The 19,962-nt window shown below is 35.2% G+C and carries 15 protein-coding genes; 10 read left to right on the top strand and 5 right to left on the bottom strand.

Annotation, left to right across the window (positions count from 1 at the left end; all coding sequences use genetic code 11):
* Positions 1-102: 102 nt before the first annotated feature.
* The 5 genes from BW939_RS02500 to rimP all read right to left on the bottom strand — a co-directional run bounded on the left by BW939_RS02500 (position 103) and on the right by rimP (position 9,680).
* Entirely contained in the window at positions 103-1,653 is a 1,551-nt protein-coding gene (locus BW939_RS02500) for a RagB/SusD family nutrient uptake outer membrane protein (protein ID WP_076449476.1), read from the bottom strand.
* 13 nt (positions 1,654-1,666) lie between these two features.
* The gene (locus tag BW939_RS02495; protein ID WP_076449474.1) at positions 1,667-4,525 is read right to left on the bottom strand and encodes a SusC/RagA family TonB-linked outer membrane protein; all 2,859 of its coding nucleotides are present in this window, start codon (positions 4,523-4,525) and stop codon (positions 1,667-1,669) included.
* Positions 4,526-4,832: 307 nt separating this feature from the next.
* Complete coding sequence (gene infB / locus BW939_RS02490) at positions 4,833-7,811, bottom strand: translation initiation factor IF-2 (RefSeq protein ID WP_076449472.1); 2,979 nt, start codon at positions 7,809-7,811, stop codon at positions 4,833-4,835.
* Between the two features lie 75 nt (positions 7,812-7,886).
* Positions 7,887-9,122: a transcription termination factor NusA gene (gene nusA / locus BW939_RS02485; RefSeq protein WP_076449460.1), complete on the bottom strand. Its 1,236-nt coding sequence runs from the start codon at positions 9,120-9,122 to the stop codon at positions 7,887-7,889.
* 90 nt (positions 9,123-9,212) lie between these two features.
* Positions 9,213-9,680 (bottom strand): ribosome assembly cofactor RimP, encoded by a 468-nt coding sequence (rimP, locus tag BW939_RS02480; RefSeq protein WP_076449458.1) that lies wholly within the window; start codon positions 9,678-9,680, stop codon positions 9,213-9,215.
* 283 nt (positions 9,681-9,963) lie between these two features.
* Here rimP and tssD point away from each other — a divergent pair, with 283 nt between their 5' ends.
* From tssD to BW939_RS02430, 10 genes are all read left to right on the top strand, one after another.
* Positions 9,964-10,452, top strand: a complete 489-nt coding sequence (gene tssD, locus BW939_RS02475) for a type VI secretion system tube protein TssD (RefSeq protein ID WP_076449456.1) — start codon at positions 9,964-9,966, stop codon at positions 10,450-10,452.
* A gap of 270 nt (positions 10,453-10,722) precedes the next feature.
* Positions 10,723-12,036, top strand: coding sequence for a UDP-glucose dehydrogenase family protein (locus BW939_RS02470; RefSeq protein WP_076449454.1), 1,314 nt, complete (start codon positions 10,723-10,725; stop codon positions 12,034-12,036).
* A 152-nt stretch (positions 12,037-12,188) separates the two neighbouring features.
* Entirely contained in the window at positions 12,189-13,280 is a 1,092-nt protein-coding gene (gene rfbB, locus BW939_RS02465; RefSeq protein WP_076449452.1) for a dTDP-glucose 4,6-dehydratase, read from the top strand.
* Positions 13,281-13,443: 163 nt separating this feature from the next.
* A complete protein-coding gene (gene rfbA / locus BW939_RS02460; protein ID WP_076449450.1) occupies positions 13,444-14,304 on the top strand; it encodes a glucose-1-phosphate thymidylyltransferase RfbA in 861 nt (286 codons plus the stop codon).
* Positions 14,305-14,394: 90 nt separating this feature from the next.
* Entirely contained in the window at positions 14,395-15,237 is an 843-nt protein-coding gene (locus BW939_RS02455; protein WP_084566572.1) for an ABC transporter permease, read from the top strand.
* Between the two features lies 1 nt (position 15,238).
* Positions 15,239-16,471 carry an ABC transporter ATP-binding protein gene (locus BW939_RS02450; protein WP_076450107.1) on the top strand — a complete coding sequence of 411 codons (1,233 nt, stop codon included), beginning with the start codon at positions 15,239-15,241 and terminating at the stop codon, positions 16,469-16,471.
* Entirely contained in the window at positions 16,452-17,225 is a 774-nt protein-coding gene (locus BW939_RS02445) for an FkbM family methyltransferase (RefSeq protein ID WP_076449448.1), read from the top strand. Before BW939_RS02450 ends, BW939_RS02445 begins: the two co-directional genes overlap by 20 nt.
* A complete protein-coding gene (locus BW939_RS02440) occupies positions 17,222-18,304 on the top strand; it encodes a DegT/DnrJ/EryC1/StrS family aminotransferase (RefSeq protein ID WP_076449446.1) in 1,083 nt (360 codons plus the stop codon). Before BW939_RS02445 ends, BW939_RS02440 begins: the two co-directional genes overlap by 4 nt.
* A 3-nt stretch (positions 18,305-18,307) precedes the next feature.
* A complete protein-coding gene (locus BW939_RS02435; protein WP_076449444.1) occupies positions 18,308-19,045 on the top strand; it encodes a dTDP-4-amino-4,6-dideoxyglucose formyltransferase in 738 nt (245 codons plus the stop codon).
* Positions 19,042-19,947, top strand: a complete 906-nt coding sequence (locus tag BW939_RS02430) for a glycosyltransferase family 2 protein (RefSeq protein ID WP_076449442.1) — start codon at positions 19,042-19,044, stop codon at positions 19,945-19,947. The genes BW939_RS02435 and BW939_RS02430 overlap by 4 nt, the downstream gene beginning before the upstream one ends.
* The last annotated feature ends 15 nt before the right edge of the window (positions 19,948-19,962 follow it).

Below are 19,962 nucleotides of genomic sequence, written 5' to 3'. Positions count from 1 at the left end.
CTGATAAGATTGACGAGACAAAAATAAGAAATAAAGCGCAATAAAAAACCCTGCAAAAATATTGCAGGGCGGTATAAAAAATAATTCAAAAATATGATTCGTTTAGTAACCAGGGTTTTGTTGCGCATTAGGATTTGCTGTTATTTCAGCAAGAGGAATTGGCAACGTATACTTATGGCTTCCATTTGCTAAATTTGAAACCGTAACGATATCATCTGTCTGATTTCTATCCATCGTCACCCCTGCTTTGCTAGCAAGACGTTTTAAATCTATATATCTATGACCTTCTAATGCCAATTCTATTCTTCTTTCTTTCAAAATATCCGCATAAGCAACTTGTGGGCTTGTGTACACTGGAGTTGTAGCTGTTCCAGAATAATTTCTAGCGGCTCTTACTGATTGAACATATCCTGCTGCAGCTGTAAGATCTGAAGGCACTGAGCTTTCTGCCAAGATAAAGTACATTTCAGAAAGTCTAAATAACTTAAGATCATTTCTTGTTGTTGTACTTGTTTTACCTGGATACTTATCTACAACTAAAACGTCAGTATTTCTAGGATCAGCACTAGTCATATAGTTTGGATCTACAACAGAAGTTGGATCTACATAAGCAAATTTTCTTACATCTCCATCAACGTTAAATAAGTTAAAAAGATTTCTACCCCAGTTCCACATATTTACACCGCTAAAATTAGATGCATTTGTATTATAATATGTTCCTACAGAGACACCCACACCATTAGCAAGTCTATTTAAAGAAAAAATTGACTCACCTCTAGCATTATCTGTCCACATATTTCTGTAAGGATTAAATGAAGATGCAGTAGCATAAAAAGCAGAGTTCCATGTTGCCGTACCAATTGCACCGCTAGAACCTGTAGTAATTGGCGTTGCTAATGAAAGACCATATCCACAATTGGTAATTACATCTTGGGCATATTGTTTAGCTAAAACTGTATTTCCTCTATACAAATTAAATCTCGCTGATACAGCATTAACAAATCCTTTATCTACATAATATCTGTCTGTAGTGTAAGTAAGAATACTTCTTGCGTAATCCAAGTCACTATTTATAAGATCATAAATCTGCTGATTGGTAGATCTTGGCTTTTTATCAGTTGACTCTGCTACAGATGTTGATAAAATCACTCCTAAAGCAGAAGGATTAGTCATATCTGTAGAAAAATACGTTTCTAATTGCAAGTAGCTATATGCTCTTATAGCTCTTGCTTGTGCTATAACCCTATTATATAAAGCTGCATCAGCCGCAGGAGGAGTAAAATTTTCAGCTCCTTCTAAAAGTCTGTTTACTCTGTTAATTACTCTATAATTTTGATACCAGATTGATCTTGTGTAAGAATCTGTGTTATCTAAAAAAAATCTGTGAAGCTGAAACTCTTGTCCGCCACTTCCTCTTCCTGGTTTAACCTCGTCACTAATAACTGCTGAAACATACATCTCATAACTTGGTTCCATACTAGCATATACAGCCCCTATCAAATAAGAGTTTAGATTGGAAGCACTTGTAAATACAACCTCATCTGTTATAATACCTGGCTGTTCAACGTCTATAGCATCCTGACAACTGTTAAGCAAAGAAGACGTAGATAATAAACTTAATCCAAGTATTGAACTTAATATTATTCTTTTCATTTTTTTTTAATTTTTAAAATTCAACATTAGCACCTACGGAAATTGTTTTTGAATTTGGATAGATACCCAATGAGTATGTTCTTACAGGTTCTGGATCAAACCCTTTCCAATTCGTCCAAGTGTAGAGATTTTCTGCTTGTGCAAAAATTTTCAATCCTTTTATTGGTAAGTTTTGTAATTGCTGTTTTGTGAAAGCATAACCCACTGATACATTCTTTAATCTTATAAAATCTGTTTTATACAAGAATCTATCAGAAGAACCTGAGCTTCCAATGTTAACCGCTTTCAAATTTGGTATATCTGTATTTGTATTAGTTGGAGTCCAAGAGTTTAATAAATCACTTGAAACATTCAAACCATTAGCTGCATAGTTAGGATTCATCATCCAAGAATACAAGTTGTCATAAGACCAAGCTCCAGCCTGAAATGTAAACATTACATCAGCAAAGAAACCACTATAATTAGCATTTAAACCAAATCCACCTGTATATGGAGCGTAAATAGATTTACCGGTAAGCTTTCTATCGTTTGAAGTAGGCGCCTCAGTAATGTTTCCGTTTACATCTAGGAATTGTTGCTCACCCGTTGCTGAGTTTACTCCCACATAATGATATAAATTCCATTGTGCTGCAACTTGTCCTATCGCATTTACGTTATCTCCACTTAGATCTTGGTTAGACATGTCTATAATCTTATTTCTATTATATGATCCATTTACATATACAGAAAGCTTATAGTCGGGTTTGTTAAATATATTAGCTTTAATTAAAGCTTCAACACCTCTATTTTTCATTTTACCAAAGTTACCTAGCAGTGTTTGCTGACCAGTGGTTCCAGATAGATTTATATTAGTATACATATCAGATGTACTCTTTTCATACAAATCTACAGTACCTTCAATAATATTTTTATAATTATAATCTAAACCGACGTTTGTCTGAGTGATCTGCTCCCATCTAAGACCTGCATTTCCAAGTGCTGAAAGCGTATAACCCGGTAAATTTTGATAACCAGTGTTAGAAGCATCAATCGTTAAAGCCAACGTAGGATTTAAAAATAGTAAATTGGTATTATTGGCTGCTTGTCCTACATTCTGATTTCCTTGCGTACCTCGAGAAACTCTTAATTTTAATAATTTAAAGTTAGAATCTGTCATAAAATCTTCTTGGTCAATATTCCATCTGGCAGCAACTGCGTAGAAATTATCCCATCTATTTTCCGGAGAGAAACGATAAGAGCCATCTCTCCTCAAAGTACCAGTTACCCCATATTTACCATCATAATCATAATCTAAAGTAGCAACATAAGCAAGAGTACCTGCATTAATTTTTAAAGCACCAACTGATGGATTATAAATTGTAGGAGTGGCTTGGTTGAAAGGTATATAACCTGTGCCTGCTCCGAATGACCAGTTGAGTGGATTTAAACCATTTTGTGTAAATGATTTAGACATGTAATGAGCCTTTAAATAATCAAAGAATACAGAAGCAGTAACTGAATGCTTACCAAAGGCTTTGTTAAATGTTAAATCTGTAACTGAGTTAAAAGTAAAATCTTTTATATTACTTTGTGTTTCTGAACCACCGAATTGTATTCCTGCATTAGCGGCAACTACTACTGAAAGATACCCGCGAGGATCTCTCGCAAAAATCCTGTCATTTTCTTTGAATTCAAGACCCGTTCTGTTACCTACAGACAACCATGGTGTTAATTTATACTTTCCATTAATGTTAGAAGTAACACTTGTTTGTGTATATCTATTTCGAACACCTCCTTTTACGTTATCATAAAGTACATAAGGTCTAAATGCAGCACTGTTCCCACCTAATTGATTATACATATCTTGCCCATTACTGAAATAATATGGCTTCATAGAAGGGTCACTCAAAATACCTCCAAATAATACATTTTGTAATGAATTACTACTTATATTTGCTGAGTTTTCTTCTTCATCTAGCTGATTTCTTTTAGAATACCCTAAACCTAAATTAACACCATATTCGAATTTTCCATCTTTGGATTTTCCATTAAGATTATTTCTAAATGTAAATCTTTGAAAATCTGTAGATTTTATAGCCCCCTCGCTATTGAGATATCCTAATGAAGAAAAGAATCTGGAATTTTCACCTCCTACAGTAATACCTACATTATGCTGTTGAGTAACACCCACTCTGAAAAACTCTCTATTCCAATCAGTATCAATTGCATAATTATTAATCTGATCCTGCGTAAGCGTAGTACCTAGACCTCCCGCTCCAAAATTTTTCTGTACCTGTAAAAATTGTTTTGCATTTGCCGGATTATACTTACTATCTGGATAGCTCGAAAATGAAGTTTGAGCATCATAAGAAAATTTTAGTGGGCTTTTATACCTACCAGACTTAGTAGTAATAATAATAACTCCACCCGCAGCTCTACTACCATAAACAGAGGTAGCTGCCGCATCTCTTAGAACACTCGCAGATTCAATATCATTTGCATTCAAGTTTCTAAATTCCGACCCTGATGTTGCTAGACCATCAATAATGTATAATGGATCACTAGAAGCTGATAACGACGATAAACCTCGGATTAGCACAGTTGTTCTACCAGAACCTGGCGAACCTGAAGATTGGTTAATTTGTACACCTGGTGCTGCTCCTTGTAATGAGCTTAAAAATGAAATATTGGGACGATTCTCAAAATTCTCAGCACTTACCGTTGTAGAAGCTACAGTAGCTTTCGCTTTCGTTGTAGTTTTACTGTAACCCAAAATAACCACTTCCTCAATCTTTTGCTCGCTAGACAGAGTATCTCTTTTTCTTTGAGCTTGTAAAGAGTTGGCTATAAAAAAAATTACACCAACACTTAACACTTTTAATTTCACATTCATATTAACAAATTTTAATATTTAACTTTTGCAAATATGTTAAAAATTGCCAACTTACCAAACTTTAGTTATCAACAATATGTGAATAAAATCATTATTTAAACAAACATTTAGTTAATATATTGTTTATAATTTAATATAGATTAAGTATTTGAGTGACTCTTTTAATAATACATTCAATATCATTAACATTAACATAAATTAACTAATATTAAAATTTTTGTTTAGACTTGTTCTAAATTAGAAATATTTACTAAAAAACCCACTTCCGTTGAGAAAGTGGGGTTCAATTATTTATGCATTAAATAGCTTATTTAAGCTTTTTCTTCACTGCTACTTCTTCGTATACTTCTAGAATATCATTCTCTTCAATATCGTTATAACCTTTAAGGTTTAAACCACATTCGTATCCTTTTGTAACTTCTCTTACGTCATCTTTGAAACGTTTCAAACTTTCAAGTTCGCCTTCAAACTTCACAATACCATCTCTCAATAAACGGATCTTAGATTGTCTGGTTACTTTTCCGGTAAGAACCATACAACCTGCAATGGTACCTACTTTTGAAATTTTGAATACCTCACGGATTTCTACGTTACCAATTACCTGCTCCTGAATTTCCGGAGAAAGCATTCCCTCCATCGCTTCTTTTACTTCATCAATTGCTTTGTAGATAATAGAGTAAGTTCTGATCTCGATTTCTTCACGGTCTGCCAATTCTTTTGCATTAGCACCAGCTCTTACATTAAAGCCGATAATAATTGCATCTGAAGCTGCAGCTAAGTTGATATCAGATTCAGTAATCTGTCCTACACCTGAGTGAAGAATGTTGACACTGATTTCTTCTGTTGATAACCTTTGTAATTGATCAGAAAGTGCTTCTACTGAACCATCCACGTCACCTTTCAAGATGATGTTCAATTCTTTGAATTCTCCTAAAGCAATACGTCTACCCAGTTCTTCAAGTGTCGTATGTTTCTTGGTTCTGATAGAAAGTTCTCTTTGTAACTGCTCTCTCTTGTTAGCGATTGCTTTACCTTCACTTTCATCTGCGTAAACTCTGAATTTATCCCCTGCTGTAGGTGCTCCGTCTAATCCTAAGATTGTTGCCGGAATAGAAGGACCTGCTTCTTCAAGATTTTTACCTCTTTCGTCTAGCAAAGCTTTTACTTTACCATGGTTTTTTCCTGCTACTACATAATCTCCAACTTTTAAAGTTCCAGACTGTACCAACATTGTTGCCACATAACCTCTACCTTTATCTAAAGATGCTTCAATTACAACTCCATTGGCAGCACGTTCAGGATTAGCTTTCAATTCTAGCATTTCTGCCTGTAACAATACTTTTTCTAAAAGAAGATCCATATTGTTACCCATTTTAGCTGAAATTTCCTGAGCTTGAACATTTCCACCCCATTCTTCAACAAGAATATTCATTCCCGAAAGTTGTTGACGGATGTTATCTGGGTTTGCATTCGGCTTATCAACCTTATTGATTGCAATAATCATTGGTACACCCGCAGCCTGTGCATGAGAGATTGCTTCTTTTGTTTGAGGCATCACGTCATCATCGGCAGCGATTACGATAATTGCAATATCTGTAACCTGTGCACCTCTCGCTCTCATTGCTGTAAATGCTTCGTGACCAGGTGTATCTAAGAATGTAATTCTTTGACCATTTTCTAGTTTCACATTGTATGCCCCGATGTGCTGGGTAATTCCTCCAGATTCACCAGCGATAACGTTGGTTTTTCTTACGTAATCCAACAATGAAGTTTTACCGTGGTCTACGTGCCCCATTACCGTTACTATTGGTGCTCTTGAAACAAGAGTATCTTCTGTATCTATTTCATCATCAGCTTCTGTATCTTCAAGATCAGCATCTGAGAATTCTATTTTATAACCAAACTCGTCTGTTACTAATAATAAGGTATCAGCTTCTAGTCTTTGGTTCATGGTAACCATTACTCCTAGAGAAAAACAAGCTGAAATAACTTCTGTAGGAGAAACGTTCATTAAACTTGCCAATTCACCAACTGTGATGAACTCGGTTACTTTTAATGTTCTGTCTGCTGCGTCAATTTCTTGCTGACGTTCGTCTTGCTCTCTACGGTAACTTCTCTTATCTTTTCTATGTTTAGCAGATTTAGATTTACCTCCTTTATTGGTTAATTTCTCAAGGGTTTCCTTGATCTGATTTTTAACTTGCTCATCTGTGAGCTCTACAGGCATAGTTCTTTGCCCAGGTCTGTTGTTGTTTCCGAAACGGTTTCCGCCGCCTTGTCCACCCGGACGGTTTTGTCCGCCTTGTCCTGGAGGTCTGTTTCCACCTGGACCACCTGGACGGTTTTGGCCGCCTTGTCCCGGAGGTCTATTTCCTTGAGGACCACCTTGTCCTGGAGGACGGTTTCCTCCTGGGCCATTCTGACCCTGAGGACGGTTTTGTCCACCCTGATTATTTCCACCTTGTTGGTTGTTTCCTGTATTTTGATTAGGGCCACCAGGTTTTTCAATTCTTTTTCTCTTTTTCTTAGCCGCAGCACTTTGCTTCGGAGCAAACTGAGTTAAGTCAATTTTCTCACCTACAATTTTCGGCCCGTCTAATTTTTGATAAACCGTCTCAATTTTTTGAGATTCAGGTTCAGCAGGAGTTTCGGGTTTTGGCTCTTCTACCTTCACTTCAACCGGTTTTGTTTCAACTGGTTTCACTTCTGCTTTCACTTCTGCTTTTACTTCAATTGGTTTTGGAGTTTCTTTTACAGGCTCTGCCGGTTTCTCAGCTACTTTCTTTTCTTCTTGTTTAGGTTGTTCTTTTTTTACGGGTCTGCTTTTAGACTCGATTAGTGAAAGATCAATTTTATCAAGAACTTTAAATTCCTGTTTTTCCGGGGTTGTTTTTTGCACCGGAATTTCTTTAGGCTGCTCTACCTCAACTGGTTTTGGTGCCTCAGGAACTACAGTCTCTGGCTCAGGTTTTTTACCTTCCAGATCTATTTTACCTAAAATTTTAGTTTCAGGTCTGTTTGATTTAGCTCTTATTACTTCAGGGGTTTTCTTTTCCTCTATTTCCAGTTTTTCTTCTGGTACTTTGGTAATCACCACCTCATGGGAAGCTTTTCTCTGCTCGCCATCTTTGGCAAACTCAGCTTCCAATGCAGAATATGCCGCTTCTTCTAATTGAGCGTTAGGATTGGCTTCAACTTCAATACCCTTCGACTGTAAAAACTCTACTAATCTGGATGTTGAAATATTGAATTCCTTTACCGCTTTATTTAATCTAATTTTTGGCATCTAATATTTTTACTGTTTTCTAATTTTTAAAATTAAAGTAATTTCTACTTTTTATAAAGATTTATAAACTATTGTTTAGTCTTCAAATTCTTCCTTAAGAACTTTCTTCACTTCTTCAATTGTTTCTTCTTCAAGATCCACCATATTCAGTAAAGTCTGTGTATCTTTATCTAATACAGATTTCGCTGTGGTAAGACCCACCTTTCTGAATTCTTCCAATACCCATGCTTCGATATCGTCGTCAAATTCTCTCAATTCTACGTCATCATCTTCACTAGCCTCTCTGTAAACATCAATTTCGAAGCCACTCAGCCAAGAAGCCAGCCTGATGTTTTGTCCTTGCTTACCAATCACTTTAGAAATTTCTTCAACTGGAGTATAAACCAATGCATAATTGGTTTCTTCGTTGATGTCTATTTTATTAATGATTACGTTACCTAAAGCTCTTTTTACCAAAAGTTCAGGATTCTTCGCCCATTGGATTACGTCGATATTTTCGTTTCTCAATTCTCTTACAACTCCGTGAATTCTAGAACCTTTCACACCTACACAAGCTCCCACTGGATCTATTCTGTCGTCGTAGGCATCTACGGCGATTTTTGCTTTTTCTCCAGGAATTCTCACTACTTTTTTAAGAATGATTGTTCCATCTTGGATTTCAGGAATTTCAAGCTCAAGCAATTTTTCTAAAAATTTAGGCGCTGTTCTTGAAATAATAATTTGCGGTTTAGAACCTTTAAAATCTACACTTTCTACAATTGCTCTGATGTTTTCTCCTTTTTTAAAGAAGTCGGCAGGGATTTGATTTTCTTTTGGAAGTATGAATTCATTTCCTTCATCATCCAAAAGAATAACGTGTTTGTGACGAATGTGATGAATTTCTCCGATTACTATTTCGCCAATACGATCTCTAAACTGGTCATAAAGCATTGCGTTGTTGTGTTCTTGTAATTTTGTCGCCAAAATTTGCTTTAGGGTAAGAATATTTCTTCTTCCCAATTGCGCAACAGGAATTTCCATTGTAAAATCTTCACCTACTTCAAATGTAGGATCAATCTTTTTTGCTTCAGAAATTTCAATTTCAAGATCATCATCTTCAGACATTTCGTCTTCCACGATTGTTTTATTCAAAAAAATCTGAAAATCTCCTTTATCAGGATTTACAATCACATCAAAATGGTCATCAGAATCAAATCTTTTTCTCAAAAGAGTTTTCAGAGCATCTTCAATAATTGCCATCAGATCAATTTTACTGATCCCTTTTTCGTCTTTAAAATCACCAAATGATTCAATCAACGCTATATTATCCATCTATATTATTTTTATAAAATGTAAAAATGTAAAGCAAATCTTTTAAGTTTTATACAAACCTTTTTCGTTTTGATTTCACTCTTACTTTAGTTAAAATTTAATTACCACCAATGCTTTTTTGATCTCGCTGTACGAAATATCTTTTTCTTCTATAGCATCTACTTTGCCTTTACCAACCTCTTTGGGTTTCCTGTAGCGAAGAACCAATGTTATTTTTTCTTCATCTACTTTAGCCAGCTCGCCCTCAATTTTATCTGAATTCTCAAACATCACTTCAATTTCTCTCCCAATGTTTTTTTGAAACTGTCGCGGTGTAGACAAAGGCTCACTCAATCCTGCAGACATTACCTGAAGGCTAAAATCATGCTCTTCACGATCCATGTTGAATTCTATTGCACGGCTTGCATCAAGGCAATCCTGCACAGACACTCCATTATCGCCATCAAGAATTACCGTGATATCGTCTCCGGCTGAAAATTTTAAATCAATTAAAAAAAGGTCTTCTCTGGTTGAGAGAAACTCGTTTAATAAGTCTTCAATTTTTTTTCTAAACTCCATACGTTATACTAATGGTTTACAGTACGAAAAAAGGCTTTCTTCTCGAAGCCTTCTCATTTTTCCCGTAAATCTTTGGCAAATATAAGACAATTTTTGAGAAAATGCAAATAAGACTCATAATCAGATTGATATGATGTTGATTTTTTACCAACTCCTGTTTTAAGCTCACAAACCTTCAGTTTAAATTGTTTTAAAGATTACAAATTACTGATAATACTACTAAAATAACAATTGCATTATCAGTAATTTATACTTATTTTTACTAAAACTAATACCTCACAAAATGGCACTTAATGCGTATTTAAAACTCAAAGGTCAAAAACAGGGCGAAATTAAAGGCTCTGTAACACATAAAGGTAGAGAAAACAAAATTCTAGTGATTGCCGCAAACCACGACATTACTTCTCCGCGAGACACCACAACCGGATTGGCTACTGGAAAGCGAATACACAAATCTTTAATAATAACGAAAGAACTAGACAAAGCAACCCCTCTTTTGTACAATTCCCTAGTCAACAACGAACTGATTACCGAGTTTGAACTTCAATTTTGGACTCCCCAAAAATCTGCCAATACCGGAATTGATAAAGAAAGACAACATTATACGATAAAATTAACCAATGCCTGTGTAGTAGACATTAAATTCAGGATGCCAAATAATAAAAACCCTGATCTTGTGAACCTTGCAGAATACGAAGAAATAGCGTTCAACTATCAAAAAATTGAATGGTTGTGGACGGATGGCGGAATTACGACAACTGATAATTGGTAGTATAAGACACCTGTTTTATTTACATCTCTCGCCTAAACTATTGAAGCTAAAAGTGATTTTTTTTGTGCTAATGCTTTTTTTTTTACTTTCTGAGCAAAAAGGTGTGAAATTAAATGCAGCTAAATCCAACTTCAAGATAAATTGTGCAACGAAATATAATTGTTAAAATACCATCATTCTATTTTTCATTTCATCAACTTATCATTAATTTAAAAGACAGTGTGAGTATTTTTAGTATTTTTGTCGAAAATTTATTAAAAACATATAATTTTGAATATTACTATTGTAGGAACAGGATACGTAGGCTTGGTTACAGGAACCACACTTGCTGAGCTGGGAAATTCGGTCTATTGTGTGGATATCGACCAAAAAAAGGTAGAAGGCATGAAACAAGGAATTGTTCCTATCTACGAACCCAATCTTGAAGAAATGTTCCTTAGAAATATACAGTCTGAAAGACTTTTTTTCACTACCAATCTTAAGGAAGCTTTAGACAAAAGTGAAGTTATCTATCTTGCACTGCCCACGCCTCCGGGTGAAGACGGCTCTGCAGACCTTTCCTATGTATTAAAAGTAGCCAATGACATTGGCGAAATGATGACAGATTACAAAGTTGTCGTTAATAAAAGCACCGTACCTGTGGGAACGGCAGACAAAGTTTCGGAAGTAATTGCTTCCAAAACTCAAATTCCCTTCGATGTTGTTTCTAATCCTGAATTTTTAAGAGAAGGTTTTGCCGTGGAAGATTCTATGAATCCTGCCAGAGTGGTTGTAGGATCAAGTTCTGATAGAGCAAAAGACATCATGGCGCAAATCTACCAGCCTTTCACTAATACAGGAATTCCTATTATATTTATGGATGAGAAATCATCTGAATTAACGAAATATGCCTCCAACTCATTCTTAGCGGTAAAAATTACCTTCATGAATGAAATCGCCAACTATTGTGAAAAAGTAGGTGCAGATGTAGATAAAGTACGCCTTGGAATGGGAAGTGACGACAGAATAGGACACCGTTTCTTGTTTCCTGGAATAGGATATGGCGGAAGCTGTTTCCCGAAAGACGTGAAAGCTCTAATTAAATCTGGGAAAGATGAAAATTTTAATTTTCAAATTCTTGAAGCTACCGAAAATGTCAACAGTTCTCAAAAAGTAATTTTAGTTTCAGAAATTGAAAAATACTTTGGCGGAAGCTTAGAGGGAAAAACAATTGCCTTTTGGGGCCTTGCCTTCAAAGCTAATACAGACGACATCAGAGAAGCTTCTTCTTTAGATAATATAGAATTACTTCTTCAAAAAGGAGCTAAAGTAGTAGCATACGATCTTATTGCTGAAGCTAATGTAAGAAAAATTCTGGGCGACAAAATCACTTACGCCAAAACGATGTATGATGCAGCAGAAAATGCAGACGCCCTTTTCATTGCTACTGAATGGCCAGAATTTAAAAATCCTAACTTTAAAATTTTAGGTGAAAAACTCAAAAACAAAGCGATTTTTGACGGCAGAAATATGTTCCCTCTGGAAACTCCTGAGCAGAACGGGTTTTTCTATAAGTCGATAGGAAGAAAAACGGTTCTACAATAGCCCAACACAAAGAGCCGGAGTAAAAACTGAAATGCAGAAACCTGTTTATTCTTCAATGTAGACAGTCTCATGCAAAACTTTGGTAAAAAAAACGATTAAACAATCCACAATGTGGTTCAACACAAAGAAGATTTGTGAAAAAGCATAGCAATATGAAAAATATTATCATTACCGGAGGTGCCGGTTTCATTGGTTCACACGTAGTTCGTGAATTTGTAAAAAACAATCCAGGTTCGAAGATCATCAATCTTGATGCTTTAACCTATGCCGGAAATTTAGAAAACCTAAAAGATATCGAAAACGAACCCAATTATGTTTTCGAAAAAGCAGACATTACAAAACCCGAAGAATTAAGAAAAGTTTTTGAAAAATACAATCCGGATGCTGTGGTACATTTAGCCGCAGAAAGCCATGTAGACAGAAGCATTACAGACCCCAATGCTTTCATTAACACCAATGTGAACGGTACTGCCAATCTTTTGAATCTTTGTATTGAATTTTGGACTTTAAACCCCGATCACACTCACGGAAGATTTCCCAATGAGCCGAGACAAAATTTATTTTATCACGTTTCTACAGACGAAGTTTACGGAAGCTTAGGCGAAACAGGATTCTTCTTAGAAACAACGCCATACGATCCGCAATCGCCTTATTCGGCTTCAAAAGCGGCTTCAGACCACTTGGTAAGAGCTTACGGTAATACCTACGGAATGCCGTTCATTCTTTCCAACTGTTCAAACAATTACGGACCTAATCATTTTCCAGAAAAATTAATTCCGCTTTGTATTTCAAACATTATTAATGAAAAGCCCTTACCAATATATGGCGACGGAAAATATACCAGAGACTGGTTATTCGTAATTGATCATGCTAAAGCAATTCACCAAATTTTTAATGAATCAAAAACTGGTGAAACTTATAATATTGGTGGTTTCAACGAATGGCAAAACATTGATTTGGTGAAAGAACTCATCAAACAAATGGATGAAAAACTTGGAAATCCTGCAGGTCATTCAGAAAAACTCATCACTTATGTGAAAGACAGACCGGGCCACGACAAACGCTACGCCATTGATGCTTCCAAACTCAACAAAGATCTGGGCTGGAAACCATCAGTAACTTTCGAACAAGGTTTAGGAAAAACTATTGACTGGTTTTTGGAGAATAAAGACTGGCTGGAGAACGTAACTTCTGGTGATTACCAAAAATACTATGCTTCCCAGTACACCAATGATTTGAATTAAAAACAAATTGCACACAAAAACAAATTTCATGGAGGCAACTCATGAAAAATAAGGCTTACTCATCAATTTTGTTGAAAAAGCTTTAAAACACAAAAGAATAATTAATTTATAACCAAGACGAAAATTCATGTAATTACATAAAATTCGTCTAATTGATAACAAAATGAAGGGCATAATACTAGCTGGAGGATCCGGAACAAGACTTTTCCCTCTTACGATTGCTGTAAGCAAGCAACTAATGCCGGTTTACGACAAACCGATGATTTATTACCCATTGTCTACTTTATTGTTGGCGGGTATAAAAGATATTTTAATCATCACTACACCCCACGATCAAGCAGGATTTATTAAGCTTTTAGGCGACGGTTCACAGATAGGTTGCAATATAGAATATGTGGTTCAGCCCAGCCCAGACGGATTGGCGCAGGCATTTATTCTTGGCAAACAATTTATCGGAAACGATGCTGCGGCACTGGTTTTGGGAGACAACATTTTTTACGGTTCCGAAATGGGAACTCTGCTAAAAAATAAAACCAATCCTGATGGAGGGGTTGTTTTCGCCTATCATGTTGCCGATCCGGAAAGATATGGTGTGGTAGAGTTTGATGACCATCTGAAAGCCGTTTCTATTGAAGAAAAGCCCACCCATCCTAAATCTAATTACGCAGTTCCCGGATTGTATTTTTACGACAATGAAGTGGTAGAAATTGCCAAAAACATTCAGCCTTCCCCTAGAGGAGAACTGGAGATTACCGACATCAACAATGTGTACCTCAGCAAAGGAAAATTAGAAGTAGGTGTACTAGATAGAGGCACTGCATGGCTGGATACCGGAACTTTTGATTCTCTCAATGACGCTTCCGAGTTTGTAAGAGTGATTGAGAAAAGACAAGATTTCAAAATAGGATGTATTGAAGAAATCGCTTTCAGAAACGGATTCATCAACGAAGAAAAACTCCTCGAAACTGCTCTGAAATATGGAAAAAGCGGATATGGTGAGTATCTGAAAAAGCTGATTCGATAAAAAACACAATGCTAATGCCGTATTGCTACAATAGGGCATTAGCACATGATTATCAATTATTTATTTTAAATTTATAACAAAAATTCCCTCTTGAAAACCGTAGTATATACATCTGATAAAAAAACCCATTTTTTCCAAGAGCTGAAAGCTATTTACCAAGACACCAAATCTTCCAATTTTTTGGCGTATCAAATGGCTAAACGAGATTTACAGTCTCAATACCGACAATCGTTTTTAGGATTTTTTTGGGCATTTATGCCAATCATCACCAATTCTTTGGTGTGGATATTTCTAAGCAGCTCAGGAACGGTAAATGTGAATGCTGACCAAAGCATTCCGTACATTGCCTTTGTAGTGATAGGAACAACACTTTGGAGTATTTTTAATGAAACGCTTTTCATACCCATTACTTCTGTAAACGGTGCGAGAGGTTTGCTTTCTAAAATCAATTTCCCTAAAGAAGCTCTTATCATGTCTGGCATTTACAAAATGACCTTCAATCTTATCCTGAAGCTTATTTTGATTGCCGGAATCCTTGTGATTTATGGCATTAATCCCGGAACAGGAATTCTCTACTTTCCCATAATTTTAGCAGTAATTATGATGTTCTCATTAAGCTTAGGCTTACTGTTTACACCCATCGGACTTATTTATACAGACATCAACAAGATTGTTTCTACTGGTGTTTCATTTATGATGTACATTACGCCTGTAGTTTATGCAGTACCGAAGCAAGGGCTTTTTAAAAATCTTTTTGAACTCAACCCGTTGACTTTTCTTTTTAACGACGCCAGAAGCAGCCTTACCAATATGCAGCTTGAAAACATTACCTTTTCATTGGTTTTGGCAGGCATCAGTTTTATCGTGATGCTCGTAGGAATGGTTATTTTCAGAAAATCAATGCCTATTATAATTGAAAAAATCGGAGGATAAGATGAAGAACGAAGAAAAAGAAGTTTTAGTTTCTGTACAGAATGTATCCAAGAAGTTTTCTATGGATTTGAGATCGTCTTTAAAATACGGAGCATTAGATATCATCAAAAGTACACTGGGGATAAAGATCAATAAAGACCTGCGTCCTAAAGAATTTTGGGCAGTAAAAGACATCAGTTTTAAGCTTCGAAGAGGCGAATGTATCGGACTGATTGGTCACAATGGTGCAGGAAAAAGTACGTTGCTAAAAGTATTAAACGGTCTTTATGCTCCTGATAAGGGTCAGATCGTTATGAAAGGAAAGATTGGCGCTCTTATTGAGTTGGGGGCTGGTTTCAACCCTATTCTTACAGGCAGGGAAAACATTTACAACAATGCCTCGATTCTGGGTTTTACTAGGAAAGAAATTGAGGACAAACTAGATTCTATTGTGGAGTTTTCAGAGATTGGGGAGTTCATAGATATGCCCATACAAAATTACTCTTCCGGGATGAAAGTAAGGCTTGGCTTTGCCATTGCCGCACATCTTGAACCGGATGTCTTAATTATTGATGAAGTTTTGGCAGTGGGTGATTTGGGGTTTGTTTTGAAATGCTTCAAAAAAATTGATGAATTACTGCCGAACACAGCCTTAATATTTGTTTCTCACAGTATGCCTATGGTTTCAAGAATTTGTAATGAGATTATATTGATGGATCATGGCGCTGTTACCTATCAAGGACAAGATATAGGGAAAGGCATCGACATGTATTATAACATGTTTAAAACTGATGAGAAAAGCGAAATTGTTTTTGATACTGGTGAAGTTAAACTCCTCAGCTCAAGAATTGTAAGCAAGAACACAGAGGATAACTTTTATACACTTGATTGGAATTCAGATTTTGTAATTGAACTTGAGATAGAAAACGTAAAACTGAAAAAGATACCCTACACATCATTTGCAGTGTATGATAAAGAGCAACGAGGTATAGCTGAGTTATTTCCTGAAAACCAAAATCTTGATGAGGATTTTGGTATTGGAGAAATAAAAAAGCTCTGTTTCGAGATTAAAAATTTTAATTTTTCAAAAGGACTTTACTCCATTACTGCAAGCTTTTCAGAGACTCGACACACTGATATATACTACAAAGAGCATCGAGTTATAAATATTAGAGTAACCAATACTGAACAAATCTGGACACCTATCCTATTAAATTCAAAACTATTATCAAACTATGAAAACACTACTAAGTAACTTAGCAAAAATGATGGGTTACAGAATTATAAAAAATTCAACTCTCATTCAACAATCAACTCAAAATGTTACTGTTGTTGAAAATAAAGCAGATCTACTAACTACTTTCTACAGCAATTTAAAGACAGCTGGCTTTTTTCCCTCTTTTGTTGTTGATATAGGAGCCAACACGGGTACATGGACGAGAGAATTATTAAAAAATTTCCCCGACTCCAAAGTGTTAATGATTGAACCTCAGCAACGATTACAAAGTCATTTTCAAGATCTCTTGAATGAAAACGTTTCTTATCTGCCAGTAGGAGTGGGTAATAAAAACGACATTCTTAAATTTACTATTCATGACAGAGACGACAGTTGCTCATTTATATACTCGGAAGAAGAAGCCAAAGAATTGGGTTATGAACAAGTAAGCATTCCTATAAAGACTTTGAATACCATCATTAAAGAAAATAATTGCCCTACACCGGATCTTATTAAAATTGATGCAGAAGGTCTTGATTTAGAAGTGATAGAAGGAGCATCTGATTTTTATGGCAAAACAGAAGTCTTTTTGGTTGAAGCTACAGTGTGTAATAAAACTTACAACAACACTGTATTTGAAGTAGTTAAACTAATGGACAAATGTGGTTATCAAATGTTTGAAATTACTGACTTAAATAGACCATTTCCGGACAATCAAATTCTATGGTTAATAGAAATAGTTTTTGTGCAAAAAAATGGACAATTACTGAGAAATTCTAATTTGACAGTATGATACCCGTAACCCAACCCTTTCTTCCTCCAAAAGAAGAATACGAAAAATATTTAACCGGTATCTGGAAAAGAAACTGGCTGACCAACATGGGACCATTAGCGAGCCAGCTGGAAATGGAACTTAAAGAACATTTGAAGGTTAATCACCTCTTATTTGTTACGAATGGTACGGTTGCTTTACAAATGGCAATTAAAGCGCTTGATTTAAAAGGAGAAATCATTACTACTCCATTTTCTTTCGTAGCTACCACCAGTAGTGTAGTTTGGGAAGGTTGCAACCCCGTATTTGTAGATATTGATGAACATTCTTTAAATATTGATGCTACAAAAATAGAAGCTGCGATCACCGAAAAAACCTCAGCAATATTGGCAACACATGTTTATGGAAACCCGTGTGATGTAGACGCCATAGAAAAAATCGCAAAAAAGCATAATCTTAAAGTCATTTACGATGCCGCTCACGCATTTGGTGTGGAAGTATACGGAAAATCTATTTTAGAATATGGTGACATTTCTACATGCTCTCTTCATGCCACTAAACTATATCATTCAGTAGAAGGAGGACTTCTTACCACAACAAATTCTGAAGTATTAAAAAAATTAGCGTCAATTAGAAACTTTGGCATATCCGGCTTTGATACATTCTCAGACTTAGGAATTAATGGTAAAAATTCCGAGTTTCATGCTGCTATGGGACTGGCAAATTTAAAATACCTAACCCAAATACATGAAAAAAGAAAAGCACTTGCTAAACTTTATGATGAGAAATTAAAAAATCTTAAAGCAATAAAACCGATTTGGCACAACTCATCACATGAAAATTATTCATACTATCCTGTTGTTCTTGAAAGTGAAGATTTGTTACTTAAACTTAAAAGTGAACTTGATAAAAATGAAATATTTACTAGGAGATACTTTTACCCCAGTTTAGCATCTGCCCTTCCATATCTTCCAAAGCTCGAATTACCAATTACAGAGGACATAGCGAGAAGAGTATTATGTCTCCCATTTTTTTACGATTTAACATTTGAAGAAGTGGAATTGATTGCAAGAACAATGTTGAGAATCCAAAATAATTAGAATATGTATAAAAATGTATTGGTCATCTCTGACAATTTATATCTATGCAAAAGGATTGAAGAAGTTTTAAAACTAAAATTAATTACAGAGTCAGAATTCTCGTTTGCAATAAGCCCATTTTCGAATCTAACTGAATTTGAAGAAAAGATTTCAAATTCAATTTTCGTAGTTAATCTAAAGGATGAAACAGATGTTGCAAAAATAACTAGTCAATACGATTTAGTATTATCAATACACTGCAAACAATTATTTCCTGCTTCAATGGTTAATAAAGTAAAATGTATAAATATACACCCTGGATACAACCCATATAATAGAGGATGGTATCCGCAGGTTTTTTCAATATTGAACGATGAAATTATTGGAGCAACTATTCACGAAATTGATGAAGAAATTGATCATGGAGCAATCATCGATAGAACAATTGTAGAAAAAGATAATATAGATACATCCGGAACCCTTTATGATAAAATATTGGAAGCAGAAATATCACTTTTCACCAAGAACATTTCGTCAATTTTACAGAATACCTATAACACACAAGCACCAGAAACTGAAGGAAAACTACACTTAAAAAAGGATTTCAATGTAATTTGCAAAATTGATCTGAAAGAAGTGAATTCTTTTGAGAATTTTATTAAAAAGATGCGTGCACTAACTCATCACGATTTTAAGAATGCACATTATATAGATCCATTAACTAATGAAAAAATTTACATATCTCTAAATATCAGTAAATGAATGTAATCCCCAAAGTAAGTGTAGTCACTGTTACCTACGGACAGGAAGATTTCATCATAGAAACAATAAAAGGAGTGCTTGGTCAAAGATTCGAAGGTTCAATTGAGTACATAATTGTCAATGATAATTCTCTCGACAATACTGATGAAATTATAAAAAATTATTTATCAAGAACAGCTATTCCATTAAATATAAACGTTAGGTACATTCGGCATGAAAAAAATAAGGGTGCTATTCCTAATTTTTTTTGGGGAATACAACAAGCTAGAGGGAAATACGTTGCATTATGCGAAGGCGACGACTACTGGACAGATCCCCACAAACTCCAAAAACAAGTAGATTTTTTAGAAAACAATCCTGACTATGTTTTATGTTTTCATGATATAAAGATTCTTAAGAGTGACGGAGAAATGGCTGATGATTTTATCACAACATTACCGGAACAGTACGAGGAAAGATTAACACTTGCAAAAAAGCTGAATTATATCCATACTCCTTCGGTAGTATTTAGAAACATTCTTAAGGACGAGCTCAATACAATTGAATTTTACAAAAGCCCGATAGGTGATTACTTTCTTTACATGACACTTACGAAATATGGGAAAATGGGTCATATCCCTGAGACAATGGCTGTCTATCGATATGGAGTTGGTGTTTTTAGCTCTCTCAGTGCTTTAAAAAGTACTAAGGCAAATTTATTGTTATTTACGAATCTTTACTCTTTTGAAAAAGATGCAGAAATTAAAGAAATATTCTTTGAGCATATTCAATCATGTATAGCACAGATTGATAATGAATTTGGAAAATTACAATTTGAAAACTCAAAATTTAATGAAATCCTTTCTTCCAAAAGATATAGGTTTTTAAAAACAACATTATCCTATTTTGGTATTACTATATAAAATCTATTACTCGTT

This window comes from Chryseobacterium piscicola, from assembly GCF_900156685.1.
Taxonomy (GTDB): Bacteria; Bacteroidota; Bacteroidia; order Flavobacteriales; family Weeksellaceae; genus Chryseobacterium; species Chryseobacterium piscicola.
This window is presented reverse-complemented; position numbering and strand designations above follow the sequence as displayed.

Coding starts and splice junctions, on each gene's coding strand:
- BW939_RS02500 (WP_076449476.1), bottom strand. CDS start 1,653: ATGAAAAGAATAATATTAAGTTCAATACTTGGATTAAGTTTATTATCT.
- BW939_RS02495 (WP_076449474.1), bottom strand. CDS start 4,525: ATGAATGTGAAATTAAAAGTGTTAAGTGTTGGTGTAATTTTTTTTATA.
- infB (WP_076449472.1), bottom strand. CDS start 7,811: ATGCCAAAAATTAGATTAAATAAAGCGGTAAAGGAATTCAATATTTCA.
- nusA (WP_076449460.1), bottom strand. CDS start 9,122: ATGGATAATATAGCGTTGATTGAATCATTTGGTGATTTTAAAGACGAA.
- rimP (WP_076449458.1), bottom strand. CDS start 9,680: ATGGAGTTTAGAAAAAAAATTGAAGACTTATTAAACGAGTTTCTCTCA.
- tssD (WP_076449456.1), top strand. CDS start 9,964: ATGGCACTTAATGCGTATTTAAAACTCAAAGGTCAAAAACAGGGCGAA.
- rfbB (WP_076449452.1), top strand. CDS start 12,189: ATGAAAAATATTATCATTACCGGAGGTGCCGGTTTCATTGGTTCACAC.
- rfbA (WP_076449450.1), top strand. CDS start 13,444: ATGAAGGGCATAATACTAGCTGGAGGATCCGGAACAAGACTTTTCCCT.
- BW939_RS02450 (WP_076450107.1), top strand. CDS start 15,239: ATGAAGAACGAAGAAAAAGAAGTTTTAGTTTCTGTACAGAATGTATCC.
- BW939_RS02445 (WP_076449448.1), top strand. CDS start 16,452: ATGAAAACACTACTAAGTAACTTAGCAAAAATGATGGGTTACAGAATT.
- BW939_RS02440 (WP_076449446.1), top strand. CDS start 17,222: ATGATACCCGTAACCCAACCCTTTCTTCCTCCAAAAGAAGAATACGAA.
- BW939_RS02435 (WP_076449444.1), top strand. CDS start 18,308: ATGTATAAAAATGTATTGGTCATCTCTGACAATTTATATCTATGCAAA.
- BW939_RS02430 (WP_076449442.1), top strand. CDS start 19,042: ATGAATGTAATCCCCAAAGTAAGTGTAGTCACTGTTACCTACGGACAG.